Genomic DNA, 22,431 nt, shown 5'->3' on the forward strand with positions numbered 1-22,431 from the left:
ACCTTCCTTATAAAATATTAACGCCCACTGCTTTTTCTACATTATCTTTTATTTTTTGCAATCCTATATTTAAGGAACCTTGATTGTTAGGAATAAGTATAATTGCAGGAACTATTTCTCTATAATATCTTTCTATAGTTTCTTCAATATTTTTAGCTATTTGCTCTGTAACAAATATTATGGCATATTTATCTATTGCCATTTTATCTATAGCTTTTCTAGCTTCCTCTGCAGTAACTACTGGGTATACATCTATTCCTAAAGCTTTAAAAGCTAAAATTGAGTCTTTGTCTCCTACTACACCTATTTTATACATACATATCACCCAGCCTTTCTCTTATAATATCTGGTGATATTTTATTAATTTTTCCTACCATTATTATTCTTATAATTTTTATTTCTGTTTCTTTCGCAATTAAATATCCAATTAAAGGTTCTATTCCAAAAGAAGTATACTTACCTTTCTTTACATAATCCATAATAAAATTATCTGCTACTTTTTCAAATTTACTTACATCTTTATTATTTATATATTCTTCTAATCCTTCCTTAAAAACTTTCTCGTATTCTACTTTAGATAAATTTTTTATAATATTATCTTCAGATTCATTTAAAGAACTTACTATTAAATCCTTATTTATTTTTCCTCCACCTATTAGCACCTCTTGTAAAAATTTCTTACTTTTATTTTGTTTTTTTACTCTAAGCAAAGTTTTAACATTTGTAATGTCTATATTCATTTTTACATATTCAATCAAAAAATCATCTTGTAATTTTTCAGATTTAAGTAACATATCTTTATACATATAGTTATCTAAAATAACATCTATCTTTTGAGGATCTTTTTTTTCCTGAAAATCTGCCTTTGCCTCTAAAATACCTTTTAACATTACTTCATTATTAAAATACTCTTTATTTTTATTATAATCATTTAAATTTTCTAATTCTGTAATTTCTATTAATTTATTAACATTTTCAGTGCCAAAAGGAATAAACAAATAATCTAATTTTTTTTGTAATGCCTTACCTTTAAGTATTACTTTTATATTATGATAATCATATTTTAATTGAAAAATATGGATTAATAGCTTTTCTGGAGAAAGTTTATACATAAAATCATATAAATCTCTAAGAGCATTTTTCAAAACTTCTTCGTAGTCTTCTATATTGTTTAAATTAGTTAAATATTTCCCATATTCCGTTTCTTCTAATATTTTCAAAGCTTCCTTAGGTGAACTACTTTCAATCATTCTATCTATTTTAATTTTATCAAGGAGTTTTGTTTCAAGTGCTCTAATTCTTCCAATGGAATGGGCAAAAATTAATTTATCCATGAATCTTCCTCCTTAGCTATTAAATAAAGCCTCATATACTTTTTTTTCCAATTCATCTTTTATAGAAAATACAATTGCTTCAAAAGAAGCATTTATTTCTATTCCACCTTTAGTTAATATAAATCCACCTTTAATATCTCTTGTATCATTACTTATTTTTAATTGACCTTTTTTCCCTTTATTTTTTAATTCCTTATTTATATCATTAATTACTTGAACTTTTATTCTATTTTTATCATTTTTATTAAATATGATTTCCTCATCACCATCTATTTCCATATTTACTATACTGTCTTTAATAAATTTTAAATATTTTTCTAAAGGTAAATTAACTAAATTATCTACTACATTATCAAACACATTATCTATAACATTTTGTTTAGCTTCTAATTTTTTATTTCTCATATTTAAATGAGCATTTGAAATAATTCTTTCATATTTACTTTTAGATTCTTTTTCTGCATTTTTTAAAATTTCATCTTTTTTTATATTAGCTTCTTTAATTCTTTTATCTATATTTAATTTTCCCTCTTCATTAGCTTTTTCTATTATAGAATTAGCTATTTTATTTCCATCTTCAATTATTTTAGCTACCAAATTATCTAAGTTAGACATAAGAATTCACTCCCACTTTAATAAGTAATTTTAGGGACTTACTTTAATATCATTAATACTGACATAACCAAACCTAATAATGCATAAGTTTCTACCATTACAGTAAGAATAATTCCTTTTGTATTATGCTCTGGTCTTTTTGCAAGTATAGATACTGCTGAGGCTGCAACTTTAGCTTGAAGAATAGCTGATCTCCATCCAACAAAAGCTATAGGTAAACATGAACATAATATATATAAACCTGTTCTTAAATCCATAGTAGGAGTAACTCTTCCAGATGCCATAAGTGCAATAACAAATCCATATAATCCTTGTGTACCTGGCAATAATTCTAATATAAGTGCTTTACCAAATTTATCTGGATCTTCTGTTATAAGTCCTGAAGCTGTTTCACCTACAAGACCTACACCTTTTGCTGATCCTATTCCTGGTAATATTGTTGCTAATCCTATTCCTAATGCTGCAAATAAAAATCCTCCATTTTGTAATAAAAAATTCATTTTTCATTCCTCCCTAATATCTTATTTATTTTTAATTTTAAAAAATTTATTTCTAGCTTTAAAAGGAACAAATCCTTTTCCTCCACCTTCGTAAAACTTTCCAAAGTATTCTAAATATTGTAACCTAGAACTATGAACATAAGATCCTAAAGCATTTATAAATAAATTAAATAAATGACCTATTATAAAAATTATGGGTCCAAACAACCAAAGAAGTATTCCCTTACCTAAAAGACCTGTCATTAAATTTATAGCTGATCCTATAAAACTTGTTGCAAGCCCTAAAGCCATTAATCTTGAATAAGAAACTATATCTCCTATATATCCTGTTATTCCATATAATCCATATATTCCTCCTCCAAATTTGCCTAATATGCTCTTATTTTCTCTTCCTTGAGTTAATACTAATCCTATCATTCCCGCAAACATTAAGTACTTTATTGGATTCTGTATATTAACTATAGAAGGCACTTTTGCAAACTTAGCTAGTATAAATAAAATTGCAGATGTTAAAGTTATATACCATAAACCTACATCATATAGTGCATCTAAATACTTTTTTTCTTTAATTAATTGATAAGCTTTTATACCTAATCCTACATAAAGTTGAATTATACCTATTATTATTGAAACTATTAAAAGTCCTGTTACATTTTTAGTTGGATCTTGCCATATTGGAGGTATTTTTATAGCTCCAGTAAAATAACTTCCAAATAAAGCTCCTACTAATATAGTTGGAAAACTTAAATAAAAAAACATTTTAACAAAACTTTTTTTATCTTCTTCAAGAGGTACAAATTTTAATATTAAATAGGTGAATATTAACATTATTAATCCATAACCAGCATCTGAAAGCATCATTCCAAAAAATAACATATAAAATGGAACTAATGCTGGAGTAGGATCTATCTCATTGTACTTGGGATAACTATACATTGTAGTTATAGCTTCAAAAGATTTAACTAAATCATTATTCTTTAGTAATATAGGAACATTGTCATTTTCAGATGGTTCTGTAAATTCTATATAATATAAATTTTCAAAATCGTTTAAACATTTTTCTAAATCCTCTATGGACTCTTGTGGTACCCATCCTTCTATAACAATAACTCTTCCTGTATTTAAAAAATTTTTAGTAGCATAAGTTCTATCTATTTGTAATTGAATATATTCATAAGATAATTTTATATCTTCTATTTTATCTACATAATTTTTTATATTACTTTCTAATTCTTCTATTGTTTTTTCTATTTTATTTATTTTTTCTTTTAATAATTCTATTATTTTTTTAGGAGATTTTTGGTAATTAAACTGCACTTTGTCAAATTCATACTTTTTTAGTAAATCTTCTACTTTATTTTTATATTCTTTATGAAATAATATAAATAATTTTATTTCATTAGCACTTTCATTTATAATTTCTACATAAGAAAGATTTACTTCACTGTCAAATTCTTCTCTAAATTTATCTTTATTATTTCTTTTTATACTACCTAAAACATAAGAACAACTACTTAATTTATCTAAGTCACTAAAATCAATATCTAAATTAAGCCATGGTTTTAAATTATCTATTTCTAATTTTGGTTTTTGCAACTCATTTTTTAATGAATTTAATTTTGAATCTATTCCTTTTATTTCATTGTAAATACTTTCCCAATTAATATCCTTTCCCAATTTTTCTAATTCATTGTAATTTAGCACTTTTTTATCATTAAATAAGCTTTTTAATCCTTTCTCTTTTTCTACATAATTATCTAATAAATCTAATACAAAAGTAATCTTAGCTCTATCACCTTCTAATTTATATAATTTTTCTTCATCAAAATCTTTATCTAAAAAATCTAAATATTTAGTTTCAGATTCTGACAAATTTATAAACTCTACCCCTTCAAATTTATGAAGACTTTGTATTAAATTTTCTTTTTGTGATTCAAGAGCTAATAAATTAAATTTTTTCATTTTAACTATTGCCATAAGAACTCACTATCCTCTCAATCACTATATTAACTGCTTTATCAAGCTTTTCTTGATTGATATTTAATATGTTTTCTACTTCTTTATTTTCCTTATTTATAAATAGTTCAATTTCATTATTGGCCTTTTGTATACTAGAATTAATTATATCTTCAGACTGTTTATTGGCAGATTCCACTATGTTTTTATATTCTTCCACTGCCTTATCTTTAGATTGTTTAGCTATAATTTTAGCTTTATTATTAGCTTCTTTTATAATTGTATTTGCTTTATCTTCTGCTTCTTTTATAATTTTTATTACCTGTGTAGCCATATTTTATCACCACCTTTTATAAATTTATATGTATTAGAATAATATTGTTTATTACATAATACTAATTTCTCTTTCAATATAATTATAAAGCAAATAATAAAAAAAGTATATTCCCATATATATTGATTTTGGATAATATTTATTAATAAATAAATATTATCCTTAGTTTTATATTGAAACTATACCATTTCTATCTTTTTCATCGAATATTACATAAAAATTGCCTTTTTCAATAATTCCTAGTGATACATATTTTATTATATTAATATTAAATTTTTCAATATGAAATTTATCAAAATTACAAATTTCGCCCTTTTTAATTTTACTCTTTATTTCTTTTTCTTTATCTTTATCCACGTATCTATCTAAAAATGGAGGTAACCATTTTTTCTTATTATACTTTAAATAATCAAATTTTATTATTTCTTTTAATAATATACTATTTTCTTTAAGTACTTCTTCGTTAAATTCTATAAATACTTTATAGTAATCTGCAGCAGAAATATTTCTATTTAAATAACCTTTATAATACAAAAAACTTCCCATTTCATAATAAAAATCGAAAGGAGTTTTAAATTTAATTATAAAATACTTTAATATATTTCTAAATTTTCCCGAATTATAATATTTGTCTAAAACCATTTCTACTCTTTTTAGTTTTACTAATTCCTCATAGCTTATATGATTAGTTTTTAATATTTCATAAGGAGGATAAGGCGAATAAACCATTCCCCATTTAGAAGCTTCTTCTCTCATATCAGATCCTTTCAACAATTTTAAAAATCCTAATTGAATTTCTTCAGGGTAAATAGAATACACATCATTAAAAGATTTTTTAAAAGATTTAAAATCTTCTTCAGGTAACCCTGCTATAAGATCTAAATGCTGTTTTATATTTTTTATTTTCTGTAATTCCTCTACTTTTTCTTTTATATCTTCAAAATTTACATATCTATTTATATTTTTTAAAACTTTGTTATTTGTAGTTTGTACACCTATTTCAAATTGAAACCTATTTAAAGGTGCTTTAGCTAAGATTTTAATTTCTTCTTTTGTTAATATATCTGCTGAAATTTCAAAGTGAAAAGTAGTATTAGTTTCTTCATTTATTAAAAAACTCCATATTTCCATAGCAAACTTAGGGTTGCAATTAAAAGTTCTATCCACAAACTTTACTAATTTAACCTTTTTATTTATAAAATATTTTAATTCTTTTTTCACTCTTTCTATGTTTAAAAATCTTACTCCATGAAAAGTAGAAGATAAACAATACTTGCAATTAAAAGGACATCCTCTTGAAGCTTCATAATAAACTATTTTATTATCTAATTTATCATTTTCTTCATAAGGAAATACTAATTCATTCATATCCATATATTCTCTTTTACCACTATAAAAAACACCATTTTCTGTTTTAGTATATAATCCTTTTATATTAACTTCAGTAAAATCTTTTTTTAAAAGTTTTAATTGTATAAATTCCCTATAAGTCTTTTCACCTTCACCTTCTATTAAAAACTCTCCTGGATTATTAATTAAAAACTCCTTGCAATCATAAGAAACTTCTGGACCCCCATATAGTATTTCTATATTTTCATCTACACATTTAATTAAATTAGCAAGCATTTTTATATATTCTATGTTCCAAATATAACAAGAAAAAGCAACTAAATTTGGTTTTTCATTAATTATTTCTTGAAGTACTTTATCTACTATATCATTTATTGAAAATTCCCTTACTTTGCAATTATATTCAATATCCTTAGTAAAAGCTTTTAAATATCTTACTGCCAAATTGCTATGTATAAATTTAGAATTTACAGCAACTAATAATACTTTCATTCTTTATCTTTCCTTTCTTATTTGAATAATATACCTATAATTTTATTTAAAATTACAATAAAAACTATAACTTTTCTCTTTTTACAGCTTTAATATAATATATACCTTTTAAAGACTTTTTCTCTTTTATATGAAAACTGTCTTTTAGTAAGTACTCAACTTTATCTTTAGAATTATCTTTAAAAACATTAAAATCCTTTATACTTATTTTTTTTAATCTTCTATTTGGAAGCAATATTCTTATATCTCCATTAAAAGTTTTATTATATCCTTTATCTATATCCCATATATGCAAAATTCCTCCTTCCTTTAAATAACTACTTATATCCTCTATAAAATCTTTTTTAGATTTTGTAAGCCAAATATTATTTAAAGAAAATAACATTACACAAACATCATATATTCCCTTTTTTATAAGCTCTTTCTCTTCTTTCCCATTTATATATTCCACATTTATGTTATTTTTATTTTTAATAGATTCTTTAAAAACATTATATACTATACCATAGTTTTCACATCCTATATCTAAAACATTACCTGTAAATTTTATATCCTCCATATTTATTGTTATTTCTTTTTTCAAATTTAGCACAACCTTTCTGAGTTTTTACTTTATAAACTTCTTCAATAAACAAAAAAATTCCTCCAACAAAGGAAGAATTTTATATTCATATATATTTTATTTTGTTTGTATCAATTGATAATAGTCTAATAAAAGTCCTGCAGTTGTTTTTTGAGCTTGCTTTAAAATAGCAACTGCTATTTTATAATATCTTTCATCTCTATCTCTTATATTTAAATTTTTTATATAAACACTATTGGCTAAAATTGCATTATTTTTTATATACTCTTCTAGTGTATTATACCTTATAATACATTTATTTTCAATAAAACTGTAATCTGTCATAAGTTTACTTATTATCCATAGTTCAAATTTTCTATGGCTTCTTAAAAGCTTATTATTTACATGCTGAGGCACAGTAGTATCTTGAACCAAGTGACAAGCAGCTCCTAAATAAAACACAGCTCTTTCTATATCTCCTATTTCAGCATAAGCTAATGATTTATTATAATATTTTTTACATTCAGTCAAAGCATCTGAAAAACCATAAAGTCCTTTTCCTCTACTATAATGATAAAAATGATTAGAGCTTTTAAAATCTTGATCTGCCCAAGTTACACCATTATTCAAATTTTTTACGTAATCCTTATAAAAATTATATTCATCAATGCAGCCATTATTTTTTAGTATTTCTAAAGACTGTATTATTATAAACTTATGAACAGTACAATAAGTTTTTAAAAATTTCTTTTTTAATGGATTAACTGCATAAAACACTTTTTTTAGTGCACTGCCATAAGTTTTTTCTAATTGTATTTTCATAAATTTTCATCCTTTTCCTACTAAATATTATTGCTTAGATTTAGTAATAAATCTAAGCATAAGAATTACTACTATAAATATTAATAAAATAACTAAAACAATATACCTTAAAGAAAATCTAATGTTTTTAGTATTCTTTAATATATTATTGCTCATTGCAATTAAGTAACCTGTATTACTATCTAAAGCAATTAATTTCCCATCTACAAACATCATACTCTCAATTTTACTCTTATTATCAAAAGACAATATTTTCTTTATAATTCCACATTCATTAAATTCATAAATTGAATTCTCATAAACATCATAAAAATATATAGAATCCTTTTTTCCTATTTTTCCACTTTTATCTATAGCTAATTTGTTTATAGATGAGCATCTACTATGTCTATATAATGGTGCTGGTGGATTGTTATTAGGATGACTTTTCAACATAAAACTTATAACTGTATCATTTTTTCCCTTAAATCTAGGAGAATTTACAGGATCTCCACCGCTAAAATCAGGCCATCCATACCAAACTCCTTTTTCTATAAAATATATATAGTCACTATCTCCTTTTACTGGTCTGGCTCCTCTATCCTCCATTCCACCTATAGAAGCTATTAATTGTTTTTTACTATTAAAATCAAAATCAGTTACATTTCTAATGCCCCATGCAAATGTGTTAAAAGTATTTTGTTGTAAACTATAACATATAACGGAACTATTACCTAAAAAATGCCCTGGAATTACTTGACCTTTAATACTTTTAGTTTTATAAGTAGAAAATCCTCCTGTTTTGCCCTTATCATAATTTATACCATTTAATACAACATCCTTAGGTGGAATATCATGACCATAAGCATATTCTTCAAGCCAAGTATTATCCTTTCCAACTACACCTGAATTAGTAACTGAACCAATTGAAATAAATAAATTATTATCATTTACTTTTACTATTACATTTTTATAATCACCAAAATTAGGTATATTTGAAATTATTTCTTTTGATTCTTTTGAATTAATATTATATCTGTAAATTGAGTTTTTTGAAGAATAAAATACATAATTTTTGTAATAGTCAATACTCATTATATTTAAATTATTATCTTTAATAACATCATAACTTTTTCCGTTTTTATCTATATATTGAATTCTATTAGGATAACTTATGTAATAATTTCCATAACTATCTGTACAAAAATCAGTTGCATATTTTAATCCTTTGTATACTATATTCCATTTAATATGATTATCTTTTATATTTATATTATAATTATTATAATACTGTTTTTTTAAAAAAACAGAACAAATAACTATAAAAAACACTGTTAATATAATCTTTATTATTTTTGTTATTTTTTTCATATATTCCTCCATAAAAGTATTACTAATATAATATATTTTTATAGAGGAATATATATGATTAATTAAATTGATTATCAATTTTAATTTGTTAATTTTATATGAATTCTCTCAACATCAGCTAAAGCACAAAATACGTTTTTTATTTTATCATCTGAAACTTCATTACCATATTTTTTATAATATTCTACTGCATGTTTTTCTCTTTTGCAAGCTAAATCAAGCAATACTTTATCTTCTTTATATTTTTTATAGTCTATTTCTTTTAATTTAGGTAATTCCTTAAAGTTTCCTAAATTTTTATGAACTCTTGCATGTAAAAACTCTACTCTAGATAAATCCTGAAACATTTTTTTTATTTTTTCATCTTTAGCTAAAACTGAAGCTTTTTTATAAAAATCTCCATTAAAAACTTCCAATTTCATAGCATGGTCTAATATTTTTAAAGTATTATTATCTAATTTTAAATTCTTAAAATAGTTGTCACTATATTCATTTTCTCCTATTAAATACTCTTTACCCACTCCACAAAATGGACAATATTTTATATCATCTTTAGTGTTACACTGAATAAAAGCTAAATTGTTAAAATTATAGTTTTTTTCGTTTATTTCCATTCCACATATTAAACAAACTAATTTTTTCATATTTATCTCCTTTCTCTTAAAATATATTTTAATCTATATGCTCTAAAATTTCTACTTTTAAAGCACTATATTAATATTAAAACACATTAATATTATAATCAATTTTTAGTATAAATTAATATAGATGTACATAAACATTAGTGTTAGTAATTATGAGGAGCATTTTTATTGTCTAAAGATAATTTTTTAAAAAATTCCCTAATTTTAACTTTAGTAAACTCTACTACAGGAATACTAAAATTTATTTTTGCAATAATACTTTCTAAAAAATTAGGATCGGAAGGTATGGGATTATATGGACTTATAATGCCTATATATGATTTATTTTGTTGCCTTATATGTGGTGGATTGATTGCTGCTATATCAAAAGAAAGTTCTATTTATTTTTCTAAAAAAGATTTCAAAAATTTAAATAAATCTGTTAAAACCTGTCTTTCTTTTGTTATTATATGGGCATGTATTATAGCTTTATTGGTATTTATAAATTCAAATTACATAGGTAAATTTATAATAAAAGACAGCCGTTCTATTTATTCTATAAAAGCTATATGTCCTGCATTAGTTTTTGTAGGTCTATCTTCTATATTAAAGGGATATTTTTATGGCACAGAAAAAGTAAAAATTCCAGCATTTATAGATATATTTGAAAAAACTATAAGAATAACTGTTGTAGTAATTGTAATAAATTTATTTTCACTAAAAGAAATAACAAAAACTGTAACTTCAGTTTATATAGCTCTTTCTCTGGGAGAGTTATTAAGTTTTATATTTTTATATGTATTTTATAAAATTGAAAGAAATAAAAAATATAATTTTTATTCATATAGCAATAAATTAGAAGGAAGAGCTCAGCTTTTATTTAATATACTTTTAGTATCAATACCCTTATGCATAAATGAATTTTTGACTACTACAATTTATGCAACATCCACATTAATTACACCTAGACGATTAGTAAGTGCTGGAATAATCCATAGTGAAGCATTATCTATGATAGGAAAATTTTCTGGTATGTCTTTAAGCATAATATTTTTTCCTTTTATAGTTATAAATTCTATGTCAATAGTACTTATACCAGATTTATCCAAGTCATTATATAATAAAGATTATTTTTCTTTAGAAAATAGAATAAAAGAAGTTATAACTATATCTTTTTTAATAGGTATATCTACTTTAGTTGTATGTATTAGCATACCAAATGTACTAGGTAATTTATTCTTTAATAGAAATGACTTAAGTCAATATATAAAATTAGCATCTTTATCTGCTCCTTTTAGTTATGTATGTGCATCTACTTATTCAATATTAAATGGCATAAATAAACAAGGAATTTTATTAAGGAACTCTGTATTAACTGCTATAGAAGAATTAATTTTAATATACATTTTAACTGGTATTCCTGAAATTAATATACTGGGTTACGGTATTAGCTTAATAATAACTTCTATTACAGGTGTTATATTAAATTTAAGAGAAATTAAAAAAATATGTTATTTAGAATTTTCGCCAATAAATTTATTAATATACATTCTAGTAGGAACTTTAACTGGCTACATATTAATTGTATTAAATAATATTATTACATCTACATTTGTTTTAAAATCTATGTTTTTGATTATAACTGGTTTTACAATGTTTTTTACAATAATAACTTTATTAACTAAACATATTAGTAATAAATAATTAAATTTATATTATTATACAAAAATTAGTATAGTGGTATTATGTAGAATAATACCACTATACTAATTTTCTATTTACATTTTATTATTTTTACTAAATCTAATTATTTTTTATTTTATTCTTTCTAGCATAAAATCTGGTATTAAATCTACTATCTTTCTTGGAAGTACTTTTAAATCTTTTTCTCTAATTCCACCTATAAATATTAATGTAAATAAATATACAAATACTCCTGTAATTATAGCCACTACAGTAGCTATAGCGTTTGAAATATATAATTTATTTATCTCAAGTTTTAACAAGAAATTAAAATCATAATAAACTATATAGGCAATAACTGCCATTGATATTGATGCTATAAAAGGTTTTGTAGCATGAGTTAAAAAATTAAATCTTATATTTAATGTCTTTTTTATTATTTTATGATTTAGTATTACAGGTATTAAAAATCCTACCACACTTCCTATTATAGCTCCCATTATATTTATCTGTGGAATTGCTATTAAAATATAATTAATTATTATCTTAAATAATATTCCTATTACTGAATAAGTAGTAGCTGTATATAATTTTCCTATACTTTGAAGTATTGTTGTTTGTATTTGCATAATAGAACTTAAAATAAGAACTATTGAACCATATCTCATAAGAAATGAACCCTTTCCAAAACCTAATGTAAAAAAGATAGGTTCACTAAGTACAGATAATCCTATGGCTGAAGGTATTGCTACTAAAAAACTTAATCTAAAAGAATAATTTATTTTATCTTCTACTTCATTTTTATTATTTTGAGCTGCTGCTCCTGCTATAGCTGGCAATATTGCCATAGCAAGAGACGCTATTATGGATATTGGAACATTTAATAGCTGTTGATACTTTACTAAATAACCATATAATATACTAGCATTTGATTCAGTTAATCCTGCTACTATTAGCCTTGTTTTCGTATTTGCTACATCAACTATATTTCCAGCATAAGTCATACCTACACATAACGTTATAGGAACTCCATAATTTATTATTTTTTTTAAAATTTGTTTATTGGTATACCTTCTTATATGTAAATTTAAATCTTCTTTGGATACCTTAAACTTTTTATTCTTTTTATAAACATTTATTAAATACCATGCAGAAAAAAGAGCTCCCAAAGATGTTCCTATAGTTCCTCCTGCACATCCTGCTGCTATACCATATTTTATAAATAATGCTGCAAATACTAATGTAAATATAGTATTGATTGCTTGTTCTATTACTTGCGAAACTGCTGTTGGAGTCATATTTCCTCTTCCTTGAAAATATCCTCTATAGGCTGAAGCTATTGATGTAAATAGTACTGCTGGAGCAAGAGCAAGTATTGATAAATAAGCTTTTTTATAATTAATTGCTTTAGCTAAAGGATAAGCAAAAACTAGCATAATTAAAGACATTATTATTCCTATAACTAACAGTACAAACCTTGCAATTTTGAAACTTTTTATAGCGTCCTTGTAATTTTTTGTAGCAACAAGCTCTGATATCAACTTAGATATTGCTACAGGTATACCAGAATTAGTTAACACAAAAATAAATACATATACTTGATAGGCAGCTCCGTATACTCCATATCCTTCATCACCAATTATAGACCTTAAAAATGGTATATATAAAAGCGACAATACCTTTACAATCATACTAGCCACAGATAATACCGCAAATCCTTTAGTAGTAGACTGTTCATTCATTTTCATTTCTCCATTCTAAAATTAAAACTTAAACACATCATTCTTTATCTTTTTAAATATAGGTGGTATACTTTCCACTATTATTTTATTCTTCATATATTCTAATTTACCAATAGGATTTTTAAAAATAAGTTTATATGCATATAAATATTGATAATTCATACCATATTTATTTGCAAAAAAACTATTCAATTTTTTATCTCCATACTTGTTATCTCCTATAATAAAATTTCCCAAATAACTTAAATGTGCTCTAAGTTGATGACTTCTTCCAGTTATTAATTCTAATTCAACAAAAGAGAATGTTCCACAACTTTGTATAGTTTTAACATTCATCTCTATTTCTTTTCTTCCTTCTTTAAATCCTTCATATATTTTAGATTTATTATTTACACTATCCTTTTCTATATAAGCTCTATAGTTTCCATCCTTTATTCTATCTTTAACTAATGCATAATAATACTTATCTATATTTTTTTCTCTAATCATTTCATTTAATAATTTTAATGATTCATAATTTTTTCCAAACAATACAATCCCAGAAGTATTTCTATCTAATCTATTACAAGCTGCTGGAGTAAATGTTACTTCATTTTCAGGTAAATAATCTCCTTTATCATGTAAATAAGAAAGCACATAATCTGTTAATGTTGCATCTCCATTTTTAGAATTAGCATGAACTAATACTCCAGGCCATTTTTCTAAAGCTAAAATATTTTCATCTTCATAAGTTATTTTTAAAAAACTATTTTCAACTCTTTTAAAATTTTTCTTTTCGTTTTTAAATTTTACATTTATTAATTCTACTATATCTCCTTGTTGTAAACTATACTTTTCTTTAACCTTTTTACCATTAACTTTTATATTTCCTTTTCTTAAATCTTTATAAATTGCACTTAAAGGTACATCTTTAAGCCACTTTCTTAAAAACTTATCTACTCTTTGTCCTGCTTCATTTGTTCCTATTTCTATTTTCATATAACCACTCCTTATATTAGGTACATAACTACTATATTTTAAAGTTATTTATTCAAAAAATCTACTGCAATTTTACATTGAATTGCTACTCCTATAGGTAAAGCATCTTCATCTATATCAAAAAAACTGCCATGAGCAGGATATATTATATCTTTTTCTTCATTTTTCACTCCTAAATAATAAAATACTGTTGGTCTTTCCTTAGAAAAGTAAGCAAAACTTTCTACGCCCATACTAGATTTATCAAGTAAAACTATATTATCTCTACCTATAATGCTTTCTGCTGAATTAATTAACAATTCTTCCATGTAATAGTTATTATAAAGACAAGGATAACTTTCTTCTATTTCTATTTCACATTTACCCCTCATACAACTTACAACTCCATTTACTATTTCTATTACTCTTCTTTTTACATATTCTCTATGCTCTTTTTTAATAGTTCTAATAATTCCAGATATAGTTACTTCTTCTGGAATTATATTTCTTGCTGTTCCTCCTTTTATAACTCCTATAGTTATTACTACTGAGTCTGAAGGTGGAATTTCTCTGCTAATTACACTTTGAAGAGTTAAAACCACATTGCATGCAATAACAATAGGATCAATAGAATCTTCTGGTTTAGCTCCATGAGAACCTTTCCCTTGAATTTTTATAGTAAAAGGATTAGAAGATGCATTTACTTCTCCTCTTTTAATTGCTATTTTACCTGAATCTATTTTCTCATCTACATGTAGTCCAATAACTGCATCTACATGAGGATTTTCAAGTACTCCTTCTTTTATCATTATTTGTGCACCACCAGTAGTTTCTTCCCCTGGCTCAAAAAATAATTTAATGTTGCCATTTAATTTATCTTTTACACTATTTAATATTTTAGCTGCACCCATAAGTATAGCAGTATGAGCATCATGACCACAAGCATGCATTCTTCCTTTTATACTAGAGGCATAATCACAAGTTTTTTTATCCTCTAATGGAAGAGCATCCATATCACCTCTTAACCCTATAGTTTTATTTCCATTTCCCTTTATAATAGCACAAATTCCTGTATTTGCTGTTTCATAATATTCTATTTTTTCTTTTTGTAAAAACTTTTTTATTATTCTAGATGTTCTATTTAATTCAAATCCTAACTCAGGATTTTTATGAAAATCCCTTCTCCATTCTATTAATTTGGGTTTCATAGCCTTAGAAATATTTAAAAAATCTATGCTATCCATATTTTATTCTCCATTCTACTATATTTTATAATCTTATATCATTATCTTCACTCCACTTTATTTCTATAGTATCTCCATTAGATAATTTATCATAATATCCTGCTCTTTCACCATTTAATAATAATTGTAATTGACCTTTAGGAGAAGATAAATCAAATTGCACACAATTAAATACATCTACGAAAATATATTCTCTTTTTCCTTTTAATTTTATTTCCTTCTCATTTACTATTACTATTATTTCATTATCATTATTATTTTTTTCATCAAAAGTTATTGCTATTTCTTCTTTTTTATAATTACTTACATTTGATTCTTTATTTTCAATATCTGTATTTTCATTTTTTAAATCATTATTTAATTTATCAAAACTATCTTCTTTTATATCCATTAAAAATATTCTATCTGCTTCTTTTATTTTATAGTTTAAATCAACTTTTTTTCCATTTGCATAATATTCTCTATAATTTTTCAAATTTTCGCTATTATTGAAATTATAGTATAAAAATTCTCCTAGAGTTTCAGGAAATATTATTTCTACATTATCACCTTCGTTTATTTCTTTCTCTATATCTGCTATTTGTTCATTAATTATTCCTATAGGCTCTAAATTTTGTATAACATCATTTATAAAAAATGTTATAGAATATACCTTTTGTATATAATCCATAATTTTTGGCTCAGCATCATTACCATCTTTTGCAAAGTCTATTTCTATATTATCTCCTTCTTTAACTTCTGAATCTATACTAGACACTACTCCATTAATTTTTATTACTGCATTTTTTGCTAGAGTTCCAAAAGCTACTCTTTTTATACCATTTAAATTAAATTTAACATTTTTACCATTTTTACCTAATAATACTTTTGGGTTTATACCTGCTTGAAGCATAACTTCCATTACAGTATGTTTATGAGAATTAAACATACTTATTATATTCCCATTTAATATAATATCAATAAAATCATGTCCTATTTTTCTAATAGATGTAAGAGCTATCCCTAAAACTGTAACTCCTATACTTCCTAATTCATTATCCATACAAACACACTGTGTTATTGAATCTCTTTCCTTTATTCCTATTCTTTGAATAGGTAATGATAATTTTTCAGATAACTTTTCTCTAATATTAGGAGTATAAGCTCCTCCTCCTACTAAAAATATAGCATTAGGAGATTTTCCTCCATTTAATTCTATAACTTTTTCTCCTACTTCTTCTGTTACCTTTTCTACTACAGGCTCTATTATACTTATAATCTCTTCAGACTCTACTTCATTTTCAATACCTAATACATCTATATATTTCACCTTATTATTTTTTGAACATTCTCTCTTTATTTTTTCAGCAGTATTAAAATCTACCAAATAATTTTGAGATATAATTTCTGTAATTTCATCTCCTGCTACTGGAACCATACCATAAGCACTTATAGAATCTTTACTGCTTATAGCTATATCAGAAGTTCCTGCACCTATATCAATTAATGCTAAATTTAATAATCTGAGATTTTTAGGAATAACAGCTTCCATAGCAGCAATTGGTTCTAATGTCATATTTAAAACATTTAATCCCACCTTATCCATTACTGAATACAGACTATCTACTACTGATTTTGGAAGAAATGTTGCTATGACTTCTGCTTCTATTTTTTTACCTTTATGAGAAAGCAAATTTGTCATAACATATCCATTTAAAAAATAATTTTTTACACTATATCCAACACAATAAAGTTCTCCTTGCATTTCTTTATTTATTTCTTCTTCTGCTTTTTTTACAGCTGTAAGCTCTAAACTTCTTATTATATCTTTATCTATTTCCCTATTATAATCTATTTCTAATTCTTCTTTTACTACTGTTGTTTTTAAAAACCTTCCTGCTGCAGCTATTGATACTGAATTTAATTTCATATTTATATTACTTTGTAAATCATTTTTAATTTTATTAACTGTACTTGCTACTAGTAATATATCATGTATTTGACCATCTATCATGGCTCTTTCTTCGTGTTCCATATGGCTTTCTGCTATTACATGAAATTTTTTATCTTTCACAATGCCTACACTGCCTATAACTGTTCTTGTACCTATATCTAAAGCAAATATTAAATCCTGTGAATTAATTTTCGATATACCCATAATTCTACCTCTTTTATGTAATATAGTTTAAAAGCTCATATTAATAAATATACGAACTCATTAAAATTATATAATAATATTATTAAACATTCAATTTATTAAAAATTTAATCAATATATCTATTTGCTTTTTTATATATTAATTAATTTATTATTACTTAATGTAACAATATTAAATTTTCTAATAATATTATTAAATCTTATATATATATACTTTTCATCTATTTTTTCTACTTTACCTGTTCCAAAAAATTTATGTCTTATAAAATCACCTTTTTTAAATATTGAAAATTCATAACAATTGCTTACAAAACCACATTCCTTAATAAATCTTGATTCCTGTCTACTCTTTTTTTTTATTATTTTACAAAAGGAAATCCATAAATTTTCAATAGTCCTTGTAATAGCTACATAAAATAACCTTCTTTCTTCCTCTATATCTAAGTTACTTTCATGAGGAATATTTCCTTCGTTGCAGTTTATTATAAAAACATTTTTAAATTCCATTCCCTTAACACCATGTATAGTGCTTAATATTACACCATTTTTTACCTCTTTTTTATTAATTTCTTTTTTTTCTTTTTCTATATAATCTAAAAAATCTCCTACACACTTAAATTCACTAGCATAATCTATAAATTCTTTAATAATATATTTTATTTGCTCTATATTAATATTGGTTTTTATTGAATAATTATTTAAATATTCAATATAGTTTATATCATATAATACAGAATTAATTGCATCTTCTGTATTTAATCTTTTTAACTTTTTTATTTTTTTCTCTAACTTTTTTACTATCTTCATTTGAAACACAGGTATATCTAAATTAATTAATAATTCAAAACAATTATCCTTAATTGATATTTTTAATAACTTTTCTATATTTATTTTACTTATATACCTAAAAGGTTTATTTATTATACTAATAAAAGATTCTTTATCCTCTAAATTTAAACTTAGTTTTAAAAAACATATTATATCTTTACAAATAAAATTATCAAAAAAACTATACTGTTTATCTATTAATTTAAAAGGAATATTATTTTTTAAAAATTCATATATAATACTTCTACTTTCTTGATTAGTTCTATATAGTATAGCTATATCTTTAAATTTATACTTTGAATTTTTAACCAAATTATTTATATTACTTACTATTACTTTTGCTTGCTCAAATTCATTAATATTACAAAATACATTTATGTCATTTTCTTTTTTCTTAAAAGCTTCTATTCTTTTTTTATTTCTAATTTTATTATTTTTTATAAGATTTTTAGATAATTTTATAATATTACTAGGACTTCTATAGTTAGTACTTAAAAAAAATTTTTCTCCTATTCCAAAATACTTATTGAAATTTACCATACATTCTGGTTTAGAACCTCTAAATCCATATATACATTGATCTTCATCGCCTACAGCAAATAAAGAACTATATTTACATAAAATTTTAAGTAATTCAATTTGGGTACTATCGCAATCTTGAAATTCATCTACTAATACATGTTTAAACAAATTTCTATAATTTTTTAATAACAATTTATTATGTTTAAACAAATTTATACATTTTATCTGCAAATCAGTAAAATCCATTAATTTTTTTTCGTTTTTATACATTTCATAGCTTTTAAAACATTCAACAAATATATTTTTATCCATACTAATATTAAAATCTTTTATATTAATTTTAGTATTTTTAAAAACATGAATATAATTTAATATTTCCTTAACCTTATCTTCACTAATTTTATCTGTATACTTAATTACTGTATTATATATAACTTGGAAAGCTTTAAAATTACTTATTATATTTATATCTTTATATTTACTAAGTATTCTATAACATAAGCCATGAAATGTTCCAAAAAAAGGACATAGTTTTTTATTTGTGAAATTTTTGTATTTAAATTTCATATTTTTAGCTGCAGCTTTAGTAAAAGTTATTATTATAATGTTATTTTCATTAATTTTTTTATATTTAATTAAATAATCTATTCTATTTATTATAACAGTAGTTTTTCCCGAACCTGGTGCTGCCACTACTAAAGTATTTTTATTATTGGAAGTAACTGCCTTAATTTGTTCATTATCCAATTTTATATGTGAGTTATTCATTAAATCTCCACCTATTCATTATAAAAATCAAGCTATTATATTTTTATAACCATTATTACATATTTAATTCATTGTAAAGATTTTATAATAATATTGTAAATTTTTAATCAATATATTAAAATATGAATAGTCTATACTTTTTTATAGACACATAAAAATTAAACTTATAGAGGAGATTAGTTATGGAATATATTAAGAACTTTAATGTAAGAAACCAAAGAAATTTAACTATGCTAGTAGATTTTTATGAACTTACCATGGGAAACGGGTATTTAGAAAGTAGTGTAGGCAACAAAATATCGTACTTTGACATGTTTTTTAGAAGAGTTCCTGATCATGGTGGATATTGTATTATGGCTGGAGTTCAGCAACTTATTGAATATCTTTCTAGTCTTAAATTTACTGAGGATGATATAGATTATTTAAGAAGTAAAAACATATTTTCAGAAAAATTCTTAGATTATTTAAAAAATTTCGAATTCACTTGCGATGTATGGGCTATACCAGAAGGTAATCCTGTATTTCCAAACGAGCCTTTAGTTACCGTTAAAGGCCCTGCTATACAAGCTCAATTTGTAGAAACAATGATTTTATTAACTATAAATCATCAAACCTTAATAGCTACAAAAGCTAATAGAATATGTAGAGCAGCAGAAGGTCGTCCTGTTATGGAATTTGGTTCAAGAAGAGCTCAAGGTTATGATGGTGCCATATATGGTGCTCGCGCTGCTGTAATAGGTGGATGTTCTGCAACAGCCTGTACAATAGCTGAAGAAATGTTTGGAATACCTGCAGCAGGCACTATGGCTCACAGCTGGATACAACTTTTTGATTCTGAATATGAATCTTTTAAAGCATGGGTAGATGTATATCCTGATAATTGTATATTACTTGTAGATACTTATAATGTATTAAAATCAGGATTACCTAATGCAATAAAAGTATTTGATGAAGTACTAGTTCCTAGAGGCTACAGACCTAAAGGAATTAGAATAGATAGCGGAGATATTACTTATCTAACTCAAAAATGTAGAGAAATATTAGATAATGCCGGTTATCCTGATGTAGAAATAATAGTTTCAAATTCTCTTGATGAATATATTATAAGTGATGTTTTAGCTCAAGGAGCAACAATAAATAGTTTTGGTGTAGGTGAAAGATTAATAACTGCTAAATCAGAACCAGTATTTGGAGGAGTTTATAAATTAGTAGCTGTAGAAGATGATGAAGGCAATATAGTTCCTAAAATTAAAATAAGTGAAAATGAAGAAAAAATAACTAATCCTGCTTTCAAAAAAATATATAGAATATATGATAATATAGCTAATAAAGCTGTAGCTGATTTAATTACATTAAACGATGAAGAAATTGATGTAAGTAAACCTTTGGAAATATTTGATCCAGTGTATACTTGGAAAAGAAGAAGATTTAAAAACTATTATGTAAAACAACTTATGGTTAAAATATTTGATAAAGGTAAACAAGTATACGAATCTCCTAATGTTTCAGAAATTAAAAAAATAGTAAAAGAAGAAACTGAAAAGCTTTGGCCTGAAGTTTTAAGATTTGAAAATCCTCATCACTACTATGTTGACTTATCAGAAAAACTTTGGAATTTAAAACAAGACTTATTACATGATTACTCTATAGTATATGAAGATTAAATAAAAAAACCTAATAACAATATGTGTTATTAGGTTTTTTATTCACAAATTTTAGATTTTTCCAAATTATATAAGATTATGTGTTGAACAAAAAATAATTGAGATAATTTGCAAAAAAATTATCTCAATTATTTTTTGTTCAACACATAATCTTATATAATTTGGAAATTCAATTTAAATTAATATCCTAATTCCTCTCCTACAACAAGTACTGTTATATCTGAATTCATAGGTTTTCTTTTTATAACAGAATAAACTCTACAAATTCTAGTATGGCTATGACAATCTACACACTTTTCTGTTTCTACACAAGGATTTTTTAGTTTTAATCTTTTATTATTTTTAATACAAGCTACTTCTTTTAATCTTTTAAAAGCTTCTTCTTCATTAGAACAAATTTTATTAATCCCAGCCACTATAATAACTTTTTTAGGTCCAAAAGTCATAGCTGCTACTCTATTACCTGCTCCATCTATATTTACAAGCTCACCATTTAAAGTTATAGCATTACTACTACACAAAAACAAATCACAAATTAATTGTTGTCGTTTAATTTCTAATTTTTCCTCTTTACTTAAATTACTATCATTATGATCTAAAATAGTTACAGGAAGTTTATTAATTTTACCTTTTACATTAATACTTTGTATAGTTACAGAACCTCCAAATCCTATTTTACAATTAGGTTTAACATATTTCATTATGTATTCCACTGCTTCTTCAGTATTTGAACAATAATCTGCATCAAATAAATTTTTCTTTAAAGCTTTAACAACTTTTTCTCCTATAGCTTTATTATTTTCTAAATTGCCCATAATTTATTCCTCCTCGTATAATATAGTTGTAACATTTGATAGAAAACATCTTTATTTTCTAACGAACATTACTAATCTAATTTAAAATATTATTCTTTATTTGATTAATAATCCTATCAGATAATTAGTCGTTT

19 protein-coding genes are annotated in these 22,431 nt (G+C 24.0%); 2 read left to right on the plus strand and 17 right to left on the minus strand.

The window, feature by feature from the left end:
• Nucleotides 1–7: 7 nt before the first annotated feature.
• From CLOACE_RS07910 to CLOACE_RS07960, 11 genes are all read right to left on the minus strand, one after another.
• Complete coding sequence (locus CLOACE_RS07910; protein WP_175429451.1) at nt 8–322, minus strand: V-type ATP synthase subunit F; 315 nt, start codon at nt 320–322, stop codon at nt 8–10.
• Nucleotides 309–1,334 carry a V-type ATP synthase subunit C gene (locus CLOACE_RS07915; protein WP_070110565.1) on the minus strand — a complete coding sequence of 342 codons (1,026 nt, stop codon included), beginning with the start codon at nt 1,332–1,334 and terminating at the stop codon, nt 309–311. The genes CLOACE_RS07910 and CLOACE_RS07915 overlap by 14 nt, the downstream gene beginning before the upstream one ends.
• A 12-nt stretch (nt 1,335–1,346) precedes the next feature.
• A complete protein-coding gene (locus CLOACE_RS07920) occupies nt 1,347–1,949 on the minus strand; it encodes a V-type ATP synthase subunit E (protein WP_070110566.1) in 603 nt (200 codons plus the stop codon).
• A gap of 38 nt (nt 1,950–1,987) precedes the next feature.
• Nucleotides 1,988–2,449: a V-type ATP synthase subunit K gene (locus CLOACE_RS07925; RefSeq protein ID WP_070110567.1), complete on the minus strand. Its 462-nt coding sequence runs from the start codon at nt 2,447–2,449 to the stop codon at nt 1,988–1,990.
• Nucleotides 2,450–2,470: 21 nt separating this feature from the next.
• Nucleotides 2,471–4,426, minus strand: coding sequence for a V-type ATP synthase subunit I (locus tag CLOACE_RS07930; RefSeq protein ID WP_070110568.1), 1,956 nt, complete (start codon nt 4,424–4,426; stop codon nt 2,471–2,473).
• On the minus strand, nt 4,413–4,739 hold the full coding sequence (locus CLOACE_RS07935; RefSeq protein WP_070110569.1) for a hypothetical protein: 327 nt from the start codon (nt 4,737–4,739) through the stop codon (nt 4,413–4,415). The genes CLOACE_RS07930 and CLOACE_RS07935 overlap by 14 nt, the downstream gene beginning before the upstream one ends.
• Before the next feature lie 168 nt (nt 4,740–4,907).
• Complete coding sequence (locus tag CLOACE_RS07940; protein ID WP_070110570.1) at nt 4,908–6,581, minus strand: B12-binding domain-containing radical SAM protein; 1,674 nt, start codon at nt 6,579–6,581, stop codon at nt 4,908–4,910.
• Nucleotides 6,582–6,645: 64 nt separating this feature from the next.
• Complete coding sequence (locus CLOACE_RS07945) at nt 6,646–7,173, minus strand: class I SAM-dependent methyltransferase (protein WP_242866428.1); 528 nt, start codon at nt 7,171–7,173, stop codon at nt 6,646–6,648.
• Nucleotides 7,174–7,260: 87 nt separating this feature from the next.
• Nucleotides 7,261–7,965 carry a zinc dependent phospholipase C family protein gene (locus tag CLOACE_RS07950; RefSeq protein WP_070110572.1) on the minus strand — a complete coding sequence of 235 codons (705 nt, stop codon included), beginning with the start codon at nt 7,963–7,965 and terminating at the stop codon, nt 7,261–7,263.
• 27 nt (nt 7,966–7,992) lie between these two features.
• Nucleotides 7,993–9,315 (minus strand): PQQ-dependent sugar dehydrogenase family protein, encoded by a 1,323-nt coding sequence (locus CLOACE_RS07955; protein WP_070110573.1) that lies wholly within the window; start codon nt 9,313–9,315, stop codon nt 7,993–7,995.
• A gap of 80 nt (nt 9,316–9,395) precedes the next feature.
• Nucleotides 9,396–9,959 (minus strand): ferritin-like domain-containing protein, encoded by a 564-nt coding sequence (locus CLOACE_RS07960; protein WP_070110574.1) that lies wholly within the window; start codon nt 9,957–9,959, stop codon nt 9,396–9,398.
• A gap of 168 nt (nt 9,960–10,127) precedes the next feature.
• On the opposite strand from CLOACE_RS07960, the gene spoVB reads away from it, so the two are divergent.
• Entirely contained in the window at nt 10,128–11,642 is a 1,515-nt protein-coding gene (gene spoVB / locus CLOACE_RS07965; protein WP_070110575.1) for a stage V sporulation protein B, read from the plus strand.
• A 110-nt stretch (nt 11,643–11,752) separates the two neighbouring features.
• Here the strand turns inward: spoVB and CLOACE_RS07970 are convergent, their stop codons facing one another.
• The 5 genes from CLOACE_RS07970 to CLOACE_RS07990 form a co-directional block, all read right to left on the minus strand.
• Nucleotides 11,753–13,363: a putative polysaccharide biosynthesis protein gene (locus CLOACE_RS07970; protein ID WP_070110576.1), complete on the minus strand. Its 1,611-nt coding sequence runs from the start codon at nt 13,361–13,363 to the stop codon at nt 11,753–11,755.
• A 21-nt stretch (nt 13,364–13,384) separates the two neighbouring features.
• Nucleotides 13,385–14,341 (minus strand): RluA family pseudouridine synthase, encoded by a 957-nt coding sequence (locus tag CLOACE_RS07975; RefSeq protein ID WP_070110577.1) that lies wholly within the window; start codon nt 14,339–14,341, stop codon nt 13,385–13,387.
• Nucleotides 14,342–14,385: 44 nt separating this feature from the next.
• Nucleotides 14,386–15,564, minus strand: a complete 1,179-nt coding sequence (locus tag CLOACE_RS07980; protein WP_070110578.1) for a M20 metallopeptidase family protein — start codon at nt 15,562–15,564, stop codon at nt 14,386–14,388.
• 25 nt (nt 15,565–15,589) lie between these two features.
• A complete protein-coding gene (locus tag CLOACE_RS07985; RefSeq protein ID WP_070110579.1) occupies nt 15,590–17,701 on the minus strand; it encodes a cell division protein FtsA in 2,112 nt (703 codons plus the stop codon).
• Nucleotides 17,702–17,832: 131 nt separating this feature from the next.
• Entirely contained in the window at nt 17,833–19,818 is a 1,986-nt protein-coding gene (locus CLOACE_RS07990) for an ATP-dependent helicase (protein ID WP_070110580.1), read from the minus strand.
• Between the two features lie 182 nt (nt 19,819–20,000).
• On the opposite strand from CLOACE_RS07990, the gene CLOACE_RS07995 reads away from it, so the two are divergent.
• Nucleotides 20,001–21,482, plus strand: coding sequence for a nicotinate phosphoribosyltransferase (locus tag CLOACE_RS07995; RefSeq protein WP_070110581.1), 1,482 nt, complete (start codon nt 20,001–20,003; stop codon nt 21,480–21,482).
• Between the two features lie 179 nt (nt 21,483–21,661).
• Here CLOACE_RS07995 and CLOACE_RS08000 read toward each other — a convergent pair whose 3' ends face one another.
• Nucleotides 21,662–22,297, minus strand: a complete 636-nt coding sequence (locus CLOACE_RS08000) for a lactate utilization protein (protein ID WP_070110582.1) — start codon at nt 22,295–22,297, stop codon at nt 21,662–21,664.
• Between the last annotated feature and the right edge of the window lie 134 nt (nt 22,298–22,431).

It is taken from the genome of Clostridium acetireducens DSM 10703 (assembly GCF_001758365.1).
Classification (GTDB): domain Bacteria; phylum Bacillota; class Clostridia; order Clostridiales; family Clostridiaceae; genus Clostridium_C; species Clostridium_C acetireducens.

Coding starts and splice junctions, on each gene's coding strand:
- CLOACE_RS07930 (WP_070110568.1), bottom strand. CDS start 4,426: ATGGCAATAGTTAAAATGAAAAAATTTAATTTATTAGCTCTTGAATCA.
- CLOACE_RS07950 (WP_070110572.1), bottom strand. CDS start 7,965: ATGAAAATACAATTAGAAAAAACTTATGGCAGTGCACTAAAAAAAGTG.
- CLOACE_RS07995 (WP_070110581.1), top strand. CDS start 20,001: ATGGAATATATTAAGAACTTTAATGTAAGAAACCAAAGAAATTTAACT.
- CLOACE_RS07935 (WP_070110569.1), bottom strand. CDS start 4,739: ATGGCTACACAGGTAATAAAAATTATAAAAGAAGCAGAAGATAAAGCA.
- CLOACE_RS07985 (WP_070110579.1), bottom strand. CDS start 17,701: ATGGGTATATCGAAAATTAATTCACAGGATTTAATATTTGCTTTAGAT.
- CLOACE_RS07955 (WP_070110573.1), bottom strand. CDS start 9,315: ATGAAAAAAATAACAAAAATAATAAAGATTATATTAACAGTGTTTTTT.
- CLOACE_RS07940 (WP_070110570.1), bottom strand. CDS start 6,581: ATGAAAGTATTATTAGTTGCTGTAAATTCTAAATTTATACATAGCAAT.
- CLOACE_RS07975 (WP_070110577.1), bottom strand. CDS start 14,341: ATGAAAATAGAAATAGGAACAAATGAAGCAGGACAAAGAGTAGATAAG.
- CLOACE_RS07925 (WP_070110567.1), bottom strand. CDS start 2,449: ATGAATTTTTTATTACAAAATGGAGGATTTTTATTTGCAGCATTAGGA.
- CLOACE_RS07980 (WP_070110578.1), bottom strand. CDS start 15,564: ATGGATAGCATAGATTTTTTAAATATTTCTAAGGCTATGAAACCCAAA.
- CLOACE_RS07920 (WP_070110566.1), bottom strand. CDS start 1,949: ATGTCTAACTTAGATAATTTGGTAGCTAAAATAATTGAAGATGGAAAT.
- CLOACE_RS07990 (WP_070110580.1), bottom strand. CDS start 19,818: ATGAATAACTCACATATAAAATTGGATAATGAACAAATTAAGGCAGTT.
- CLOACE_RS07970 (WP_070110576.1), bottom strand. CDS start 13,363: ATGAATGAACAGTCTACTACTAAAGGATTTGCGGTATTATCTGTGGCT.
- CLOACE_RS07960 (WP_070110574.1), bottom strand. CDS start 9,959: ATGAAAAAATTAGTTTGTTTAATATGTGGAATGGAAATAAACGAAAAA.
- CLOACE_RS07915 (WP_070110565.1), bottom strand. CDS start 1,334: ATGGATAAATTAATTTTTGCCCATTCCATTGGAAGAATTAGAGCACTT.
- CLOACE_RS08000 (WP_070110582.1), bottom strand. CDS start 22,297: ATGGGCAATTTAGAAAATAATAAAGCTATAGGAGAAAAAGTTGTTAAA.